The 19,660-nt window shown below is 61.2% G+C and carries 9 protein-coding genes; 3 read left to right on the forward strand and 6 right to left on the reverse strand.

Annotation, left to right across the window (positions count from 1 at the left end; genetic code table 11):
* Window positions 1–94: 94 nt before the first annotated feature.
* Window positions 95–988, forward strand: coding sequence for a LysR family transcriptional regulator (locus R1A29_RS06850; protein WP_007956593.1), 894 nt, complete (start codon window positions 95–97; stop codon window positions 986–988).
* A 4-nt stretch (window positions 989–992) separates the two neighbouring features.
* Window positions 993–1,586 carry a tRNA-uridine aminocarboxypropyltransferase gene (locus tag R1A29_RS06855; RefSeq protein WP_438301005.1) on the forward strand — a complete coding sequence of 198 codons (594 nt, stop codon included), beginning with the start codon at window positions 993–995 and terminating at the stop codon, window positions 1,584–1,586.
* A gap of 29 nt (window positions 1,587–1,615) precedes the next feature.
* Here the strand turns inward: R1A29_RS06855 and R1A29_RS06860 are convergent, their stop codons facing one another.
* From R1A29_RS06860 to R1A29_RS06870, 3 genes are read right to left on the reverse strand one after another with little or no spacing between them, the layout of a single operon-like run.
* Window positions 1,616–2,977: an HlyD family type I secretion periplasmic adaptor subunit gene (locus R1A29_RS06860; RefSeq protein ID WP_085710363.1), complete on the reverse strand. Its 1,362-nt coding sequence runs from the start codon at window positions 2,975–2,977 to the stop codon at window positions 1,616–1,618.
* Between the two features lie 9 nt (window positions 2,978–2,986).
* Window positions 2,987–5,146, reverse strand: a complete 2,160-nt coding sequence (locus R1A29_RS06865) for a type I secretion system permease/ATPase (protein WP_085710365.1) — start codon at window positions 5,144–5,146, stop codon at window positions 2,987–2,989.
* A gap of 30 nt (window positions 5,147–5,176) precedes the next feature.
* A complete protein-coding gene (locus R1A29_RS06870; RefSeq protein WP_438301006.1) occupies window positions 5,177–6,499 on the reverse strand; it encodes a TolC family outer membrane protein in 1,323 nt (440 codons plus the stop codon).
* Between the two features lie 573 nt (window positions 6,500–7,072).
* Between R1A29_RS06870 and R1A29_RS06875 the strand changes: the two genes are divergently transcribed.
* A complete protein-coding gene (locus R1A29_RS06875) occupies window positions 7,073–15,694 on the forward strand; it encodes a retention module-containing protein (protein ID WP_438301007.1) in 8,622 nt (2,873 codons plus the stop codon).
* A gap of 68 nt (window positions 15,695–15,762) precedes the next feature.
* Here the strand turns inward: R1A29_RS06875 and R1A29_RS06880 are convergent, their stop codons facing one another.
* From R1A29_RS06880 to R1A29_RS06890, 3 genes are all read right to left on the reverse strand, one after another.
* On the reverse strand, window positions 15,763–16,134 hold the full coding sequence (locus tag R1A29_RS06880; RefSeq protein ID WP_438301008.1) for a DUF6124 family protein: 372 nt from the start codon (window positions 16,132–16,134) through the stop codon (window positions 15,763–15,765).
* Window positions 16,135–16,565: 431 nt separating this feature from the next.
* Window positions 16,566–17,348 carry a beta-propeller fold lactonase family protein gene (locus tag R1A29_RS06885; RefSeq protein ID WP_438301009.1) on the reverse strand — a complete coding sequence of 261 codons (783 nt, stop codon included), beginning with the start codon at window positions 17,346–17,348 and terminating at the stop codon, window positions 16,566–16,568.
* Entirely contained in the window at window positions 17,345–19,627 is a 2,283-nt protein-coding gene (locus R1A29_RS06890) for a hypothetical protein (RefSeq protein ID WP_438301010.1), read from the reverse strand. The genes R1A29_RS06885 and R1A29_RS06890 overlap by 4 nt, the downstream gene beginning before the upstream one ends.
* Between the last annotated feature and the right edge of the window lie 33 nt (window positions 19,628–19,660).

Genomic DNA, 19,660 nt, shown 5'->3' on the forward strand with positions numbered 1-19,660 from the left:
ACGAACAAAAACTTAGTTCAGATTTTTCTAAACTAATGGGAAGGCGGGAGATAGACTTCTCGCCCATGCTCGTTGCCCGATCAGTGGAGTCCCCATGGCCAACGCTTTACCCGACCTGAAACTTTTGCGCATCTTCGTCAGCGTCGTGCGTCATCAGGGGTTTGCCAACGCGCAGCAGGAACTCAACCTGTCGACCTCGGCGATCAGCACCTACATGAGCCAGCTCGAAGCCGCGCTCGGTCTGGTGCTGTGCCATCGCGGGCGCGGTGGTTTCAGCCTGACCAGCAAGGGCGAGTTGTTCCATCAGGAAACCTTGCGTCTGCTCGCCGAACTCGAAGGTTTCGAGCAATACGCCGCCGCGCTCAAGGGCGAACTGCGCGGCACGCTCAATCTGGGGGTGATCGACTCCACGGTCAGCGACAAGGCGTTGCCGTTCGCCGAAGCCATCGGCGCCTACAGCCAGGAACACCCGGCGGTGCATTTGCACCTGTCGGTGATGAGCCCCTATGAACTGCAACTCGGCGTGCAGGACAACCGCCTCGACCTGGCCATCGGTGCGTTTTCCACGCGCATGAGCGGTCTCGTGTATATGCCGCTGTACCGCGAACAGCACTGGCTGTATTGCAGCAGCCGCCACCCGTTGTTCAACGAACGGCGGATTCCCGAACAGGTCATCACCCAGCAGCGCATGGTCGGGCGGGGCTACTGGAGCCAGGCGGAACTGGCGCGCCATGGCTTCAAACACAGCGCCGCTACCGTGGAAAGTATGGAGGCGCAGCTGATTCTGGTGCTGTCCGGCGCCTATATCGGCTACCTGCCGGAGCACTACGCCCAGGCTTGGGCCGACAAGGGCGACCTGCGGGTTTTGCTGCCGGCGACCTTCGGTTATCAGGCGCCGTTTTCCATGATCATGCGCCGTGGCCGCAGCCGCGAGCCGCTGATCCAGACTTTCCGTGACCTGCTCAAAGCGCAGCTCAATCAGGCCTAAGCACATGTCCAGACCTCAATGCCCGCGCTGCCTGCGCCCACAAACCCACTGCCTGTGCCCGCTGATCCCGAGCCTCGACAGCCGCACCCGGGTGTTGCTGTTGCAGCACCCGAGCGAGGTCAATCACGCGCTCAACACCGCACGGCTGGCAGCGCTCGGTTTGAACAATGCCGAACTGATCGTCGGCGAGGTGTTCGAGGATTTGCCAACGCTGCTGAATCGGCCGGGCTATCAGGCGCGGTTGTTGTTTCCGGCGGACGATGCACAGCCGATGCAGGCTTACACCGCGTCCGATGAACCGCTGTTGCTGGTGGTGCCGGACGGCACGTGGCGCAAGGCACGCAAGATGTTGCATCTGAATCCGCTGCTGGCGGCGTTGCCACGGGTGACGCTGGCGCAGGGCGGGGTATCCCGGTATAGGCTGCGCAAGGCACCGGGGCCGGGGGCGTTGTCGACTATCGAGGCGATTGTTCAGGCGTTGCAGACCCTGGAAGCCCCGGCCTCTTTCGATCCGTTGCTCAAGCCTTTCGAGGCGCTGATCGAGGGGCAGATTGCGGCGATGGGGGAGGAGACTTTCCAGAAGAATCACGGAGGCTGATCGTTCCCACTGCGTGGGAACGAGTGCGGCTAACGCTCGCGCATCGCCTCGGTCCGCGCCTTGAGCACCGGTTTGAGCAGGTAATCCAGCACGCTTTTTTCCCCGGTAATGATGTCCACCGTGGCGACCATCCCCGGGATGATCAGCAACGGCTTCACATCCCCGCCCAAATGGTTTTTGTCGGTACGCACCTGGATCAGGTAGAAGCTGTTGCCCTTGTCGTCGGTGATGGTATCGGCACCGATCAGCTCCAGCTTGGCGCTGAGCCCGCCGTAGATCGTGTAGTCGTAGGCGCTGAACTTGACCATGGCTTTCTGGCCCGGATGCAGGAACGCCACGTCCTGCGGGCGCACCTTGGCTTCGATCAGCAGGTTGTCTTCCAGCGGCACGATTTCCACCATGTCGCTGCCCGGCTGGACCACACCGCCGATGGTGTTGACCTTCAATTGCTTGATCACCCCGTGTACCGGCGAGGTCACGGTGGTACGGCTGACGCGGTCGTCGATGGCGATGCTCGACGCGGTGATTTTCGACAGGTCGGTGCGTTTCTGGTTGAGGTCCTTGGCAGCGTCGGAGCGGAAGGTCTGTTCCGACTCGTCGATCTTGCTCTTGATCTCGTTAATGGCCGATTCAGCCCGGGGAATCGCCAGGGTCGTGGCATTCAGTGATCCGCGAATTTCCACTGCGCTGCGTTTGAGCCGCAGAATTTCCACCGGCGACACCGCCCCGGTGCCCACCAGTGGCGACGACATGTTCATCTCTTGCTGCAACAGCGCCAGGCTGGAACTGTACTGACCCTGCTTGGAGCGAAACTCCGCCAGTTCCTGAGTCTTCTGCCGCAGCTGTTCGGTGAGGGTGCGTTGCTCACTGGCCAGGCGCCGCTGGCGCTGGTCGTACAGTGCGCGTTCGTCTTCGGCCACTTGCGGCGCTTTGCTGACGATCTCGTCGGAGAGCTTCATCGGCCGGCCTTCGGACTCTGCCGACAGCCGCTCGACCTGGGCCATCAACGCATAGCGATCCGCTTCGCTCTCGCCTTTGTTCGACAGAAACCGCGTGTCATCCAGACGCAGCAGAGTGTCGCCCTTGTTCACCATTTGCCCTTCACGCACGAAGATCTCGGTGACGATCCCGCCCTCGAGGTTCTGGATCACCTGGACCTTGCTCGACGGAATCGCCTTGCCTTCGCCCATGGTCACTTCTTCGAGCACTGCAAACTTGGCCCAGACCAGCGCGCTGATCAGCAACGCTGCCGCCAGCCACACGGTAATTCGCGACCAGCGCGGCGAATCCTGCAACGACGCGCCGGCGGTTTCCGGCATGAATTCGGCTTCGGCGCTTTTGCCGAAACTGTCGAAGTAACCGCGCGATTTTGAAGAAGAGGAAGCAGACATGGGCAACTCCTAGACCGCCGCCGAGCCGACCCGGCCCTTGCGCAGTGCATCGATGACCGCATCCTTCGGACCGTCGGCGACGATCCGGCCGTTGTCCAGCACCAGCAACCGGTCCACCAGGCTCAGCATCGAGGTGCGGTGGGTGACCAGCAGCAGCGTTTTGCCCTGCACCCAGCCGTGGAGCTTCTGGCGCAGGACGTCTTCGCTGCTGTTGTCCATGGCGCTGGTGGGTTCGTCGAGCAGCATGATCGGCGGATCGAGCAACAGCGCCCGGGCCAGCAGCACGGCCTGACGCTGACCGCCGGAGAGCAATTGCCCGCGTTCACCAACGGGCCGATCGAAGCCTTGCGGGTGCTGGCGGGCCAGTTCGGTGACGCCGGTCAGTTCGGCGACTTCGAGCATCCGCGAATCGCTGACGTAGCGGGCGCCGAGCGTGAGGTTGTCACGCAGACTGCCGGCCAGCAGCGGCAGATCGTGGGCGACATAACCGATCTGCTGGCGCAGGTCGGCGACATCCAGTTGCCGCAGGTCGAGGCCGTCGAGCAGTAACTGGCCTTCTTCCGGTTCGTAGAAACCCATCACCAGCCGCGCCAGGGTGCTTTTGCCCGAGCCGCTGCGGCCGATGATGCCGATGCGTTCGCCGGGTTTGAGGCTGAAACTGACATTGCTCAGGGCCGGGGCATTCTGGCCGTTGTAATGGAAGGTCACACCGCTGACGTCCAGCGCGCCTTGCAGTTGCGTGCGCTCCAGCGGCCGCTGTTTGCCGTCGCGCTCCTGAGGCAGGGCCATCAGCGCGTCGGTGCTTTTCATGGTCAGTTGCGCTTGCTGGTAGCGGGTAATCAGCCCGGCGATCTGGCCCAGTGGTGCGAGCACGCGGCTGCCAAGCATGTAACTGGCCACCAGCGCACCGACGCTGAGGTTGCCGGCGATGATGCTGTAGACCCCGGCCACAATCGTCGCCATCCCCGAAAACTGCTGGATGAACAGCGTACCGTTGGTGGCCAGCGCCGAGAGGTTGCGCGCATGGCTGTCGAGGCGGGTGAGGGCGCCGTGGGTGCTTTCCCATTTGTGCTGGCGCTCGCTTTCGGCGCTGCAGGCCTTGAGGGTTTCCAGGCCGCCGAGGGTCTCGATCAGCAACGCCTGACGCTCGGCGCCGAGGCTCAGGCTTTTTTGCACGGTGTCCCGCAGGCGCACCTGAATGATCATCGCGAACATGATCGTGATCGGAAACGCCAGCAGCGGAATCACCACCAGCCAGCCACCGAGCAGGCCGATCACCACCAGCATCAGCACCACGAAGGGCAGGTCGATCAGGCTGGTCAGGGTCACGGCGGTGAGGAATTCCCGCAGCCCCTGAAAGTCGTGAATGCTCTGGGCGAAGCCGCCGATGGTCGCTGGCCGGGCCTTCATCGCCATGCCGGTGATGCGTTCGAACAAGGTCGCAGAAAGGATCACGTCGGTCTTCTTACCGGCGGTGTCCAACAGGTGCGCGCGCACCACCCGCAGCACCAGTTCGAAACCGGTGCCGATCAGCAAACCGATGGCCAGCACCCACAGGGTCGACGTGGCCTGGTTCGGCACCACGCGGTCGTAGGTCTGCATGACGAATAGCGGCACCATCAGGCCCAGCAGGTTGATCAGGAAGCTGGCGAGGATCGCGTCGCTGTACAGCCATTTCGACAGCTTCAGGGTGTCGCGAAACCACGCCTGCACCCTTGGCACCAACGGCGAACGCAGGTCTTCCAGTTCATGCCGTGGCCGGGCGAACAGGGCCTGGCCGGTGTAGTGTTCGGCGAGTTCTTCGCGGCTGACCCACTGCTCGCCGCCGTCGGCTTCACTGGGCAGGATCAGGGCCTTGCCGTCATCGGCAAAACGCCGCAACACGGCGGTGCGGCCATTGCCCAGCAGCAACAGCACCGGCAGGTTGAGCGGGGAGATGTCCTTGAGGTCGCGGCGCAGCAGCCGCGCCTGCAACCCGGCCCGGGCTGCGGCGCGGGGCAGCAGGTCCAGGCTCAGGCGTTGTTTGTCCAGGGGCAGCCCGGCACTCAGGCTGGCGCGACTGACCGTCGCGCCATGCAGTTTGCAGAGGATCAACAGACCGTCGAGTAACGGATCATCGAAGCTCAGCCGCGGATCGACCCCGGAAACACCGGGTTCCATGCTGGTCATATTGATCGCTCCCTGGCTACATCATCGGGACTACTTCAGTTCGGGCAAGCGCGCCTCGTTCTTCACTTCGGCAGCGGCAATCGCGTCGGCCGGCAGCACCACCCGTTGCTTGCTCAGCAACTGGCCCATGTTCGCCAGCACGCGGTACATCGAAAACTCCTCGGTGTAACGGATTTCGGTGTAGCGGCGATTGGCGTTGTACAGCTCGTTTTCACTGTCGAGCAGGTCGAGCAGGGTGCGTTGGCCGAGGCCGAACTGATCCTGATAAGCGGCGCGCACACGCTTGGTGGTCTCGGCGTATTCGCGGGCGGTCGGGGTCTGCTTCTTGGCGTTGACCATGGCGTTCCACGCCAGGTGAATGTTCTCGTTGAGCTGGCGCAGCGCGTTGTTGCGGATGTCCATGGCCTGGTTGATCTGGTGCGCATCGGAGGCCAGCCGCGCCTTGTCGCTGCCGCCACGGAACAGGTTGTAGTTCATCACCACGCCGACCCGCCATTCGTTGTCGTGGCCCTCGTCACCCTGCACGTTGTTGTTGGCGCCGACCGCCGCTTCGGCATCGAAGCGCGGGTAGAACGGCGACTTGGCGACTTCGTACTGGCTCTCGGCCGATTGCACGTCGGCCTGGGCGGATTTCAGATAGGGGTTGTTCTCGACCATGCTCTGCTGGGCTTCCGGCAGGGTGGCGGGCAATTCTCCACGGGTCGAGGCGGGCGTTTCCAGCTCGTCGGGCATGCGTCCGACCACGCTGTAGAAGTTCGATTCGGCGTCCGCCAGATCGACCTCGGCGGTGTCGAGGTTGTTCTGCGCCAACGCCTTACGGGCCACCGACTGGTCGGAGTCGGCGGTGCTGCCGATACCGCGCTGGGTGCGCAGGCCGATCTGGTCGTTGACCCGCAGGTGCGCCTGCAGGTTGTTTTTGGCCAGGGTCACCAGTTCGCGACGCTTGAGCACTTCGAGGTAGACCTCGATGGTGCGCAGGGCCAGGTCCTGGGCGGTGCCTTGCGCGTAGTACGCGCGCGAGTTGGAGACGCCTTTGGTGCGCGCGACTTCGTTGGACGTATTGAAGCCGTCGAACAGCATCTGGCGCAGGCGCAGCTCGGACTGGGTGTAGTTGAGGGTTTCAGTGTTGTGGCCGCTCGGGGTCAGCGCCCGGGTGTTGGTGTTGTCGCTGTAGCCGCGCCCATAGGAAGCATTCAGATCGACGGACGGATAGTAGCCACCCTTGGCGACGTTCACCTGTTCATCCGCCGACAGTTTCGCGTCGACACGCGAAGCGAGATCCGGGTGGGTCGCGATGGTGCTCTGGATGGCTTCGGTGAGGTTCATGGCCTGAGCTTGGGATGTGCAAGCCATGGCCAGCAAAACCGCACTGCAGAGGGGGTTAGAACGCGCATGGGTGCATCTCCCTGAGTCCTGATGGTATTCCGCTGTCGCCAATTTATTGACGATATTTTTAGTGTTTAGCGTCTCATCGCTGTTACAACAGAGCTAAGAACATCCTGAAGCGTAGCTAAGAAAAATTTTTCATATGGCTTATGCCAAAAAAACTTATGCGCTTCGCCGAATCCGGCACATTGTTCCATTCGAAAGCCTTTGTTTTATGTGCTTTAGGGAGTGCGTGAAGGCTTGAGGAAAGTTCCACTCACTTTGCGACATACGGGCGAAGTACTGCTAAAGGGGAGGGACGCGTAGCGGCAAATGGGCGACAGTTTTTTGTCACTCGGGTGATTCACCACCGTTACGTAGCGCTAGTGGGCGTGCTGCATCGATCAGGGATTCCAAGTGCCTGAGGGCGCTGGGGTTTCTGAACTTGCACAACCTGCGAAACGAACTGTCGAGGTGCGAGCGTCGCCCCGACAACCCGCTTGAGCCATGGGCTGCTTCGCGAACCAGTGCCGACGGTGGTCGGCAGCGGAGGAAATGCACATGGCAACGCTCATCGGGACCGTCACCAAAGTCATTGGTCAGGTTTTCGCTCAAGCTGCTGATGGAAGTCGGCGTGCATTGGTCGAAGGCGATCGGCTGTTTACAGGGGATCAATTGATCACCGGTGCGGAAGGGGCGGTTGCCGTCCATCTGCAAAACGGCCAGGAACTGACCCTGGGCCGCGACAGCAGCATGACCCTGACCGGCCAATTGCTGGCCAACCACGCCCCCCATGTGGATGCCCCGGAAGCGCTGACCCCGAGCGATGCCCAACTCACCGACGTGGCACAGATCCAGAAAGCCATCGCCGCCGGTGAAGACCCGACCAAAACCGCTGAAGCCACTGCGGCAGGCCCCGATGCCCCGGGCGATGCCAATGGCGGCAAGGGCGGCGGCCACAGTTTCGTATTGCTGACGGAAGTCGCCGGGCGGGTCGATCCGGTCGTCGGTTTCCCCACGGCCGGTTTCAATGGCATTCCCGAGTTCCCGCAAGAGCGCCACTACGCGGTGATCGACAACGGCGACAACACGCCGGCGCCGGTCATCCCGCCACCGGTCAATAACCTTGTGACTCTCACAGGCCTCGACGTACCGGGGGGCGAACTGACGCTCAACGAAGCCAATCTGCCGGACGGTTCCGCCGCCAATCCCGGCGCGCTGACCCAGGCCGGCAGCTTCAGCATCTCGGCGCCCGATGGGCTGACGAGCCTGAGCATCGGCGGCATCAACGTCATCGTCGGTGGCGTGCCCGTCGGTTTCCCGCAATCGATCACCACGCAACTGGGCAACACCCTGACCATCACCGGTTACAACCCGGCGAACGGCACGGTCAGCTACAGCTACACCCTCAATGGCAACGACGCTCATCCTGCGGGTGACGGTGCGAACAGCCTCAGTGAACATTTCACGGTGATTGCCGGTGACAGCAATGGCGATACCGCGACCGGCTCGCTTGACGTCAACATCACTGATGACGTGCCCAAAGCGGTTGATGACAGCAACACCGGCACGGCTTCGGAAACCAATTTGACGCTGACCGGGAACGTGCTGACCAACGACGTGCAAGGCGCCGACCGCGTTCCGACCGGCCCGGTCACGGCCGGCACCTTCACCGGGACCTACGGCACTCTGGTGCTGAATGCTGATGGTTCCTACACCTACACCGTCAACCCTAATGACGCCGACTTCAAGAACCTGCACGGCGGTGGCAACGGCACCGAGACCTTCACCTACACCATCACCGATTCCGACGGTGACACCAGCACCGCCAACCTGGTTCTGCAAATTCACAACAACGACGATCCGGTGGTTATCAGCGGCCTCGATGTGAATGGCGGTGAACTCACGGTTTTCGAGAAAAACCTCAGCACCGGCAGTGCGCCGGATGCCACCGCCCTGACTCAGAGCGGCACGTTCACCATCACTGCGCTGGACGGCGTAACGACGCTGACCGTGGGCGGTATTGCGGTCGTCACCAACGGTGTGGCCGCAGGGTTTCCGCAATCGGTCACCACGCCGCTGGGCAGCACACTGACTATCACCGGGTTCAACGCCACGACCGGCGTGGTGAGTTACAGCTACACCCTGGACCACAACGACGCTCATCCAACGGCCAACGGCGCCAACTCTCTGAGCGAGCAATTCGCTGTCACCGTCGTCGATGACAACGGCACCACGGCTAACGCATCGCTGGACGTGAACATCGTTGATGACGTGCCAAAAGCCGTGGATGACAGCAACACCGGCACGGCTTCGGAAACCAACCTCACGCTGACCGGGAACGTGCTGACCAACGATGTGCAGGGCGCCGACCGCGTGCCAACCGGCCCGGTCACCGCCGGAACCTTCACCGGGACCTACGGCACTCTGGTGCTGAATGCTGATGGTTCCTACACCTACACCGTCAACCCTAATGACGCCGACTTCAAGAACCTGCACGGCGGTGGCAACGGCACCGAGACCTTCACCTACACCATCACCGATTCCGACGGTGACACCAGCACCGCCAACCTGGTTCTGCAAATTCACAACAACGACGATCCGGTGGTTATCAGCGGCCTCGATGTGAATGGCGGTGAACTCACGGTTTTCGAGAAAAACCTCAGCACCGGCAGTGCGCCGGATGCCACCGCCCTGACTCAGAGCGGCACGTTCACCATCACTGCGCTGGATGGCGTGACCACGCTGACTGTCGGCGGCATTGCCGTCGTCACCAATGGTGTAGCCGCCGGTTTCCCGCAATCGGTCACGACGCCGCTGGGCAGCACACTGACCATCACCGGGTTCAACGCCACGACCGGAGTGGTGAGTTACAGCTACACCCTTGATCACAACGACGCACACCCAACCGCCAACGGCGCCAATACGCTGAGCGAGCAGTTCGCCGTCACCGTGGTGGATGACAACGGCACCACCGCCAATGCTTCGCTGGATGTGAACATCGTCGATGACCTGCCAAAAGGTGTGGACGACAGCAATACCGGCACCGCCTCGGAAACCAACCTGACCCTGACCGGCAATGTCCTGACCAACGACGTGCAAGGCGCCGACCGCGTTCCGACCGGCCCGGTCACCGCCGGGACCTTCACCGGGACTTACGGCACTCTGGTGCTGAATGCTGATGGTTCCTACACCTACACCGTCAACCCAAACGACGCCGACTTCAAGAATCTGCATGGCGGCGGCAACGGCACCGAGACCTTCACCTACACCATCACCGATTCCGACGGTGACACCAGCACCGCCAACCTGGTTCTGCAAATTCACAACAACGACGATCCGGTGGTTATCAGCGGCCTCGATGTGAATGGCGGTGAACTCACGGTTTTCGAGAAAAACCTGAGCACCGGCAGTGCGCCGGATGCCACCGCCCTGACTCAGAGCGGCACGTTCACCATCACTGCGCTGGATGGCGTGACCACGCTGACTGTCGGCGGCATTGCCGTCGTCACCAATGGTGTAGCCGCCGGTTTCCCGCAATCGGTCACGACGCCGCTGGGCAGCACACTGACCATCACCGGGTTCAACGCCACGACCGGCGTGGTGAGTTACAGCTACACCCTTGATCACAACGACGCACACCCAACCGCCAACGGCGCCAATACGCTGAGCGAGCAGTTCGCCGTCACCGTGGTGGATGACAACGGCACGACCGCCAATGCTTCGCTGGATGTGAACATCGTCGATGATTTGCCCAAAGCCGTGGACGACAGCAACACCGGCACCGCCTCGGAAACCAACCTGACCCTGACCGGCAATGTCCTGACCAACGACGTGCAAGGCGCCGACCGCGTTCCGACCGGCCCGGTCACCGCCGGGACCTTCACCGGGACTTACGGCACTCTGGTGCTGAATGCTGATGGTTCCTACACCTACACCGTCAACCCAAACGACGCCGACTTCAAGAATCTGCATGGCGGCGGCAACGGCACTGAAACCTTCACCTACACCATCACCGACTCGGACGGTGACACCAGCACCGCGAATCTGGTTTTGCAGATCCACAACAACGACGATCCGGTGATCATCAACGGCCTCGACGTTAACGGTGGTGAACTGACTGTCTTCGAGAAAAACCTGAGCACCGGCAGTGCGCCGGATGCCACCGCCCTGACTCAGAGCGGCACGTTCACCATCACTGCGCTGGATGGCGTGACCACGCTGACTGTCGGCGGCATTGCCGTCGTCACCAATGGTGTAGCCGCCGGTTTCCCGCAATCGGTCACGACGCCGCTGGGCAGCACACTGACCATCACCGGGTTCAACGCCACGACCGGAGTGGTGAGTTACAGCTACACCCTTGATCACAACGACGCACACCCAACCGCCAACGGCGCCAATACGCTGAGCGAGCAGTTCGCCGTCACCGTGGTGGATGACAACGGCACCACCGCCAACGCTTCGCTGGATGTGAACATCGTCGATGACCTGCCAAAAGGTGTGGACGACAGCAATACCGGCACTGCTTCGGAAACGAACCTGACGCTGACCGGCAACGTATTGACCAACGACGTACAAGGCGCTGACCGCGTGCCGACTGGCCCCAACGCCGGGCCGATCACTGCCGGTACCTTTACCGGGACTTACGGCACGCTGGTGCTCAATGCCAACGGCACTTACACCTACACCCTCAACACCAATGACGCCGACTTCAAAGCCCTGCACGGTGGCGGAAACGGGACGGAAACCTTCACCTACACCATCACCGATTCCGACGGTGACACGAGCACCGCGAATCTTGTTCTGCAGATTCACAACAACGACGATCCGGTGATCATTAACGGCCTCGACGTTAACGGCGGTGAACTCACGGTCTTCGAGAAAAACCTCAGTACCGGCAGTGCACCGGATGCTACTGCGCTCACTCAAAGTGGCACGTTCACCATCACTGCATTGGATGGAGTGATCACGCTGACCGTGGGTGGAATCGCGGTCGTCACCAACGGCGTGGCCGCAGGCTTTCCGCAATCGGTGACCACGCCGCTGGGCAGCACGCTGACCATCACCGGCTTCAACGCCACGACCGGCGTCGTCAGCTACAGCTACACCCTCGACCACAACGATGCGCACCCGACTGCCAATGGCGCCAACACCTTGAGCGAGCAGTTCGCCGTTACCGTGGTGGACGATAACGGCACCACGGCCAACGCATCGCTGGACGTGAACATCGTCGACGACCTGCCAAAAGCCGTAAACGACACCAACACCGGCACCGCCTCTGAAACCAACCTCACACTGACCGGCAATGTCCTGACCAACGACGTGCAAGGCGCCGACCGCGTACCAACCGGCCCGATCACCGCCGGAACCTTCACCGGGACTTACGGCACGCTGGTGCTTAACGCCAACGGTACGTACACCTACACCCTCAACACCAACGATGCGGACTTCAAGAATCTGCACGGCGGTGGCAACGGCACGGAAACCTTCACCTACACCATCACTGATTCGGACGGCGACACCAGCACCGCGAACCTCGTGCTGCAGATCCACAACAACGACGATCCGGTGATTCTCAACGGCCTCGACGTCAACGGCGGCGAGCTCACCGTCTACGAGAAAAACCTCGGCAACGGCACTGCACCGGATGCCACCGCCCTGACCCAAAGCGGCACCTTCACCGTCACCGCACTCGACGGTCTGCAAACCCTCACCGTCGGTGGCATCGCGGTGGTCACCAACGGCGTCGCCGCAGGCTTTCCTCAATCGGTCACCACGCCGTTGGGCAGCACGCTGACGGTCACAGGCTTCAACGCCGCGACCGGCGTCGTGAGCTACAGCTACACCCTGGTGCACAACGACGCGCACCCGACCGGCAACGGCGCCAACAGCATCACCGAGAACTTCAACGTGGTGGCCACCGATGGAGATGGCAGCACTGCGTCGGGGCAGATCAACGTCAACATCGTCGATGACCTGCCGACCGCCAAGGCCGACACCGGCTCGGTGGTGGAGGGCGGTACGGTCAATATCAGCGTGCTGGGCAATGACGTCACCGGTGCCGATGGCCCGGCAGCGGGCGGTGCGGTGGTGGGCGTAAGGGCCGGCGGCGACACCTCGACCTCGGCCATCGGCGGCCTCAACAGCAACATCAACGGCACCTACGGTTACCTGACCCTGGATGCGGCGGGCAACGCGGTCTACCACAGCAATCCGAACTCGGTGAGCCCGCCGGGCGCAACCGACACGTTCACCTACACCATCCGCGACAGTGACGGCGACGAAAGCACCACCACCATCACCGTCAACGTCGCCGACAGCAAACTCGTGGCCTCGGTCGATCAAGACGTGACCGTCTACGAAAAAGCCCTCGACCTGACCAAGGACGGACAAGACCTGGCCCCGGGCACGGTCACCGGCAGCGACCCGACCAACACCGGCGAAACCGCCACCGGTACCCTGGTCGGCGCGGTCACCGGCGGCAGCGGCGCGATCACTTACACCCTGGTCGGCAGCGCCACCGGCACCTACGGACAGATCCAGCTCAACGCCGACGGCACCTACACCTACACCCTGACCTCGGCACCGAAAACCACGCCGAACGCCAATGACGGCGCAAACACCCTGAGCGAAAGTTTCACCTACAAGGCCACCGATGCGCTGGGCAACAGCACCACCAGCACCATCGTGGTCAACATCGTCGACGACGTACCCAAAGCGGTGGCGTCGGATCGCTCGGTGGCGGCGGTGGAGATCGACTCCAACATCCTCATCGTGCTCGATATCTCCGGCAGCATGGCCGACGCCTCCGGCGTGCCAGGCCTGTCGCGGCTGGACCTGGCCAAGCAGGCGATCAGTGCCTTGCTCGACAAGTACGACGATCTGGGCGACGTGAAAGTGCAGCTCGTTACCTTCAGCAGCAACGCGACTGACCGTACCTCGGTGTGGGTCGATGTGGCGACCGCCAAGACCCTGCTCGCCGGCCTCAGCGCCGGTGGCGGCACCAACTACGATGCGGCCGTGGCGACCATGCAGACCGCGTTCAACACCTCGGGCAAACTCACCGGGGCGCAGAACGTCGGCTACTTCTTCTCCGACGGCAAACCCACCACCGGCCAGGAAATCGGCACCGCCGACGAGACCGCGCTCAAGGCCTTCCTCGATGCCAACAACATCAAGAACTATGCAATCGGCCTGGGCAACGGTGTCAGCAACGCCAACCTCGATCCACTGGCTTACGACGGCATCAGTCACACCAACACCAATGCCGTGGTGGTCACCGACCTCAACCAACTGAACTCGGTGCTGTCCGGCACCGTGGAAGGCGCGCCGGTCACCGGTTCGCTGTTGGGTGACAGTGGTTCATTCGGCGCCGATGGCGGTTTCATCAAATCCATCGTGGTCGACGGCACCACTTACACCTACGACCCGAAAGCCAACAGCGGCCAGGGTTCGCTCACCACCAGCGGCGGCACCAACCACGGCACGTTCAATACGGTGAACAACACCCTGAGCATCGCCACCAACAACAGCGGCACGCTGGTGGTCAATCTCGATACCGGCGACTACAGCTACACCTCGCAAAAAACCACCACGACGGTGATCACCGAGAACATCGGCTTCACCCTCAGCGACAACGACGGCGACCTCGCCAGCTCCACGCTGACGGTGAAAGTGATCCCCAACTCGCCGCCCGTGGCAGTGGACGACCACATCATCACCAACGTGCTGTCGAGCAATTTGACTGTGCCGGGCGAGTTGCTGCTGGCCAACGACACCGATCCGGATGGCGATACCCTCAGCGCTTCGCCCACCACCTTCAACACCGGTTGGGCCGCCAAGGGCGCGGACTTCACCGGCAGCGGCGCGATCAGCTTCACCGGCACCACCAACACCAGCGCCAACCAGAACCTGGCCGATGTGCGCAGCTCTTTTGCGGCCAACACGGCGGCGATGACCGCCGTGCTGGTGGTCAGTGGCTACCTCGGCGCGGTGACCACCGCCAATGCCAACGACGAAGACCTGATCACCGTCAAACTGAAACAGGGCGAGACCCTCAACCTCGACCACAACCTGGCGGCCGGGCACATCACCATGGAGTATTCGGTGAACGGCGGGGCGTTCGTCAGCATCGCCGACGGCGGCACCATCACCGCCAGCGCCGATGGCACGTACCAGATCCACATCACCAACATCACCAACACCAGTGGCAGCAACACCAACGCGGCGGAAAACTACCAACTGACCATGACGGTCAACTACGCCGGGGCCCACGATGTCACCCCGGACTTTCACGGCACCTACACCGCCAACGACAACCACGGCGGCAGCGACTCCGCCAACGTGACCATCACTTATCAGGACGGCCACACTCTCACCGGTACGTCCGGCGATGACGTGCTGGTGGCGGGCAGCGGCGACAACATCCTCAATGGTGGCGACGGCAACGATGTGCTGACCGCCGGTTCCGGCAACAACGAACTGCACGGCGGCGCCGGCAATGACTTGCTCTACAGCGGCCCGGGCAATGACATCCTCGATGGCGGCACCGGTATCGACACCGTGAGCTACGCCCATGCCACCGCCGGGGTGACCGTCAACCTGAGCCTGCTCGGTGCACAGAACACCATCGGCGCCGGCATCGACACCATCAGCAACGTCGAAAACCTTGTCGGCTCGAACTTCAACGACACCCTGACCGGCGACAACAATAACAACGTCATCAACGGCGGCCTGGGCAACGACATCCTCAATGGCGGTGGCGGTGATGACCTGCTGATCGGCGGCATGGGCAACAACACCCTGACCGGCGGGCCGGGCGCCGACACCTTCCAGTGGCTCAAGGGCAACAGCGGCCACGACACCGTCACCGACTTCACCCCCGGCACCGACAAGCTCGACCTGTCGCAACTGCTGCAAGGTGAAAACGGCACGGCGGCGTCACTGGATGACTACCTGCACTTCACCGTCACCGGCAGCGGCGCTTCGGTGGTCACCACCATCGATGTCAGCGCCATGGCCGGCGCCACGCCGACTCAGACCATCGACCTGGCCGGCGTCAACCTGGCCAGCCACTACGGCGTGACACCGGGGGCGGGCGGGGTGATTGCCGGCGGGCATGACACGGCGACCATCATCAACGGCATGCTGAATGATCATTCGTTGAAGGTGGATACGGTGTGAGCCGGGGCTGAAACAACAAAACCCGCCGTCCCGATCTAACGGGGCGGCGGGTTTTTTCTTTGCTAAGGCTACAGCGGCGCCTCAGCCTTCAGTTCCAGATTATCCAGCACCCGATTTACCGCCAGTTCCGCCAGCAAGATCAGTTGCCCGATGCCCAGCAGCACATGCCGCTGCGGCGCATCGATCATCCCGGCAAAATCGCTGGCCATGGTTTTGGCCGAGGTCAGGGTTTCGCAGGCGTCGGCCAACAGTTCTTCGCTCGGGATGCCGGGGGCGATGAGGTAGCGGGTGTTGGGTTTGAGCAGCGGTTTTCTGGGGTGGAACGGATTGAGGTAGTGATCGAGGGCGCGTTCGGCGGCTTCGTGGAATTTCTTGGAATCGAAGGTTTCGTAGGGCGAAGTCGAATCGACTTCCGGCGGGTTTGGCGTTGGTTTGATCATGGTGAAGCTCCTTGAGAAATTGAGCCGTCATCCATCGCTGCTAAACGAAGAGGGTGGCGGCTGAACGCGGGTTAGCAGACCAGGCTCAAGGATCCCGGCGCACCGAAGTGCCCCACGTCAGCCGCCATAACAAAACATTGGCGACACCAACGTGCCTTGAAGTTAACCGGGCTGCTAAACCCGATCGCTGATTTTCAGCGACCGCCAAACAATAGAACCCGCCCCCAAGGCGCACAAGCCGGCGGATTCTGGCGGATGCGTAGGCAAAGGCGCAAGGTTGCGTGGCTTTGTGGACATAAACTTCAACACTCTTCAACGATGGGTTCCGAAGGCCCGGAAACGACAAAACCCGCACTTCCCGTTGAAAGGAAGCGCGGGTTTTTATAGTGGGGACTGGTAAATAAATGCGTCCCCTTTTCCACTTCTTTCCCTTACGTCACATCAATTATTGAGACAGTGTTATCGATATAGTTACAGACATAGGCGTGGTTGCCGTTCGGGTGGATAGCAATCCCGCTCGGTCTCTCCCCGGCAGTGATGGTCTTGATAACCGTCAGACTCCGGATATCAATTACCGAGATTGAATTGCTTAGAAAATTGGTCACGTAGAGACGGGCGCCGTCCGGGTGGATAGCAATCCCGCGCGGTTCCCTCTCAAGAGTGATGGTCTTGATTACCGTTTGACTGCGGGCATTAATCACCGAGACGAAACCGTTTTCATGGTAGATATGATGGATCACGAAGATATAGGAGCCGTCCGGGTGGATAGCAATTCGCCTTGGATTTTCTCCGACCGCGATGGTCTTGATGAACGTCAGACTCCGGGAATCAATCACGGAGACTGAACTAGGCGAAGCACCGGCAGCGTAGAAATGGGATCCGTCCGGGTGGAAAGCAATCCCTTTTATATCGCCATCGGTAATGATGCTCTTGATGACCGTCTGACTCAGGGTATCAATTACCGAGAGTTTCTCCTGGGAAAGTCGGGTCACGCAGACAAGGGAGCCGTTCGGGTGGATAGCAATGTAGTATGGAAAGCTCGCGCCAGTGATGATCTTGATGACCGTCTGACTCCGAGTATCGATAACCGAGACTGAATCATGTTGACTATTGGTCACGTAGACACGGGAGCCGTCCGGGTGGCTAACAATCCCGAATGAAGCGCTCTCGATGGGGATGGTCTTGATGACGGTCTGACTTTGGGTATCAATCACCGAGGCTGAACGTCCCCCCCATGGACCACATAGGCATGGGAGCCGTCCGGGAGCAAGGCAATATCCTCTGGGGCGCGGTCGACTGCAATGGTCGCTGGCCGAAAGACTGTCAGCGTTCTTGCGTCCGATATCTGCCCGTTACCATATTGGGCTTTGGCAGTGAAACTATGAGCGCCCTGTGCCAAGCCGCCGACCTCGTGGGTCCAGATGCCAGTGGTCGGATCCGCGTTCGCTTCGCCCTTTTTTTCTATCTCGTTATCCAGAATTTCCACTTTCTGGCTCCTGGTGGCTGTGCCCGTCAGGGTGACAGCCGTTTCCACGGTGGATCCGCCTGGTGGAATGTCCTCCCCGCTGGGTGAGCCTTTGGCCGAGGTGATTTCCGGCTTGTCATCCGCTACCGTTCCTACGACAAACTCCAACGGATTCGAATAACTGGTCTTGCCCGCCGCATCTCGAACGATGTGGTAGCGGATACTCAGCTGTTCACCGCGATGGGCCTCAAAGTACTGCTGTACAAACGCCGCATTGAGCGGAAATTTCACGGGCTTGCCGGCGCTCAATGAGTTGAGGGTTTTGTTGTCCGTAAACAGCAGCACACCCTGGGCATCATACAATTGCCAGTGCACCACATCCTTGGGCAGGGTCGGGTTGTTGACCGGGTTGGGGCAGGTGACTTCGCTGATACCGTTGGGCAGGCTGTTGGGTTCAAACGTACCGTCCTTTTCTCCGAGCAGGATGGCCGGAACCAGCTCAAGTTTCGGCTCGCCGATATTCAATGGCGAGGCTGGCGGGGAAGGTCTGCGAACGATCTGGCCGTTCTCGCCTTCGCTGAGCACGTCGTACGACACCACCAGGGTGCCGCCTTCACCGGGTTTCAGGTAATCGGGGCCTGAGATGGTGTCGAAGAAGCCGTCGGGGTCATCGGCCTCCTGCTGGGTCGGAAAGTACCAGTCCAGCTCGGGCTCGAAAAGGGTGCCGTCCGGAAGGGTAATGCTCCAGTGGATTTCAATGGCGTTGTCCGGGGTGATCAGTGGATCGTAGGGGATGCGGACGATCACGTTCGGCAGGTCCGGATCCAGCGCACCGCTCACGGCGCTTTCGACGATGGGAGCTGCCAGCCGTTCGGTTTCGCCGATGATATTGATGAAGCGACCTTTGGAGCGCTGAATGATGCTGCCGCCACGTTCCAGGTCGAAGAAAAACACCGCCTGGGTTTTTGCCAGTGCCCGGGCACCGTCGTTGTCCATCAGCACCTCGACCACCAGCGGTGGGTTTTTGTCGATGGTCTGGCGGGCAACGACCCGGATGTTTTTGCCGTCGGAGGTGATGCCCTCCAAGTACATGATGATGATGTCGCCCAGGTTGTAGTCAACGGACGATGCTGCAAAGACCTGGAGCACCAATTGCTCTTTACCCAACTGATTGACGTCGAGTTCGTTCCCGTTAGCCTGTTTAGCAATCGGCGCTTCCAGCCGCGACTTGCCGGTGTCGACGATGATGCGCGTTTCCTTGCACCAGTCTTCGGATTCGTTGTCAGCAAAGTCTCTGACGAAGAAGGACACCGCCAGCCCGTCTCTCCCGGAGTCACCCACCGCGAGGATGACGTCCTTGCTGATGTGGATGACGATAGGGTTGTTCAGCGGGTCGTCGATCTGCGCCTGAGTAACGGGATCCGACGGCACCATTATGGGGCCCCAGCTCACCCAGATCACATCGCCGACGGCGATGTCGGGGTACGGCAGGTTGGAGCCGCTGCCGGGTTTGGCAGTTATCCAAATGTCCACACCCTTTGCGGCAGTGTCCTTGTCGACACCGTCCTGGACAATTTCCGGCGGCCTGAACTCCATGTGCAGGTTGGAGTGTCCCTGCCCGGGATCGATGTCCTGGCCGCCGGGGATTTCCAGTTTGACCAAGAGTTTGAACGGTGGAGCAAAAGGCTCTGGCGCCTGGTTGAAGCGCGTCACCCGATAGGACAGATCCCACGTGCCACTCTGAAAAAGGCCCGGTGCGACGAACAGGGTGGCGCGCTGGGTCAGTTCGGCATCCATGGTAATGGTTTGATGATCGACCACCTGGTTATTGAACAGAAGCTCCACTTTGTCGGCCAGCCTCTTGTTCGACCAGACCGGTATCTGCGCCTTGAGCCCCTTAGTGGGGAAGTTGAGTAGTGCGGCGGCACGGTTGATTGCCCATTCACCGGTCGGCAGCAGCTTGGCGCCGGGGATGTCTGGGTCGAGCAAGGTGGCTGTTCCAATGGCTTTTTTGGGTTGGACGAGCATGATGGGAACTCCTGCCGAAGGGGGGCGGTGGAG

It is taken from the genome of Pseudomonas sp. NMS19W, assembly GCF_051554255.1.
In the GTDB taxonomy this organism is placed as follows: Bacteria; Pseudomonadota; Gammaproteobacteria; order Pseudomonadales; family Pseudomonadaceae; genus Aquipseudomonas; species Aquipseudomonas kribbensis.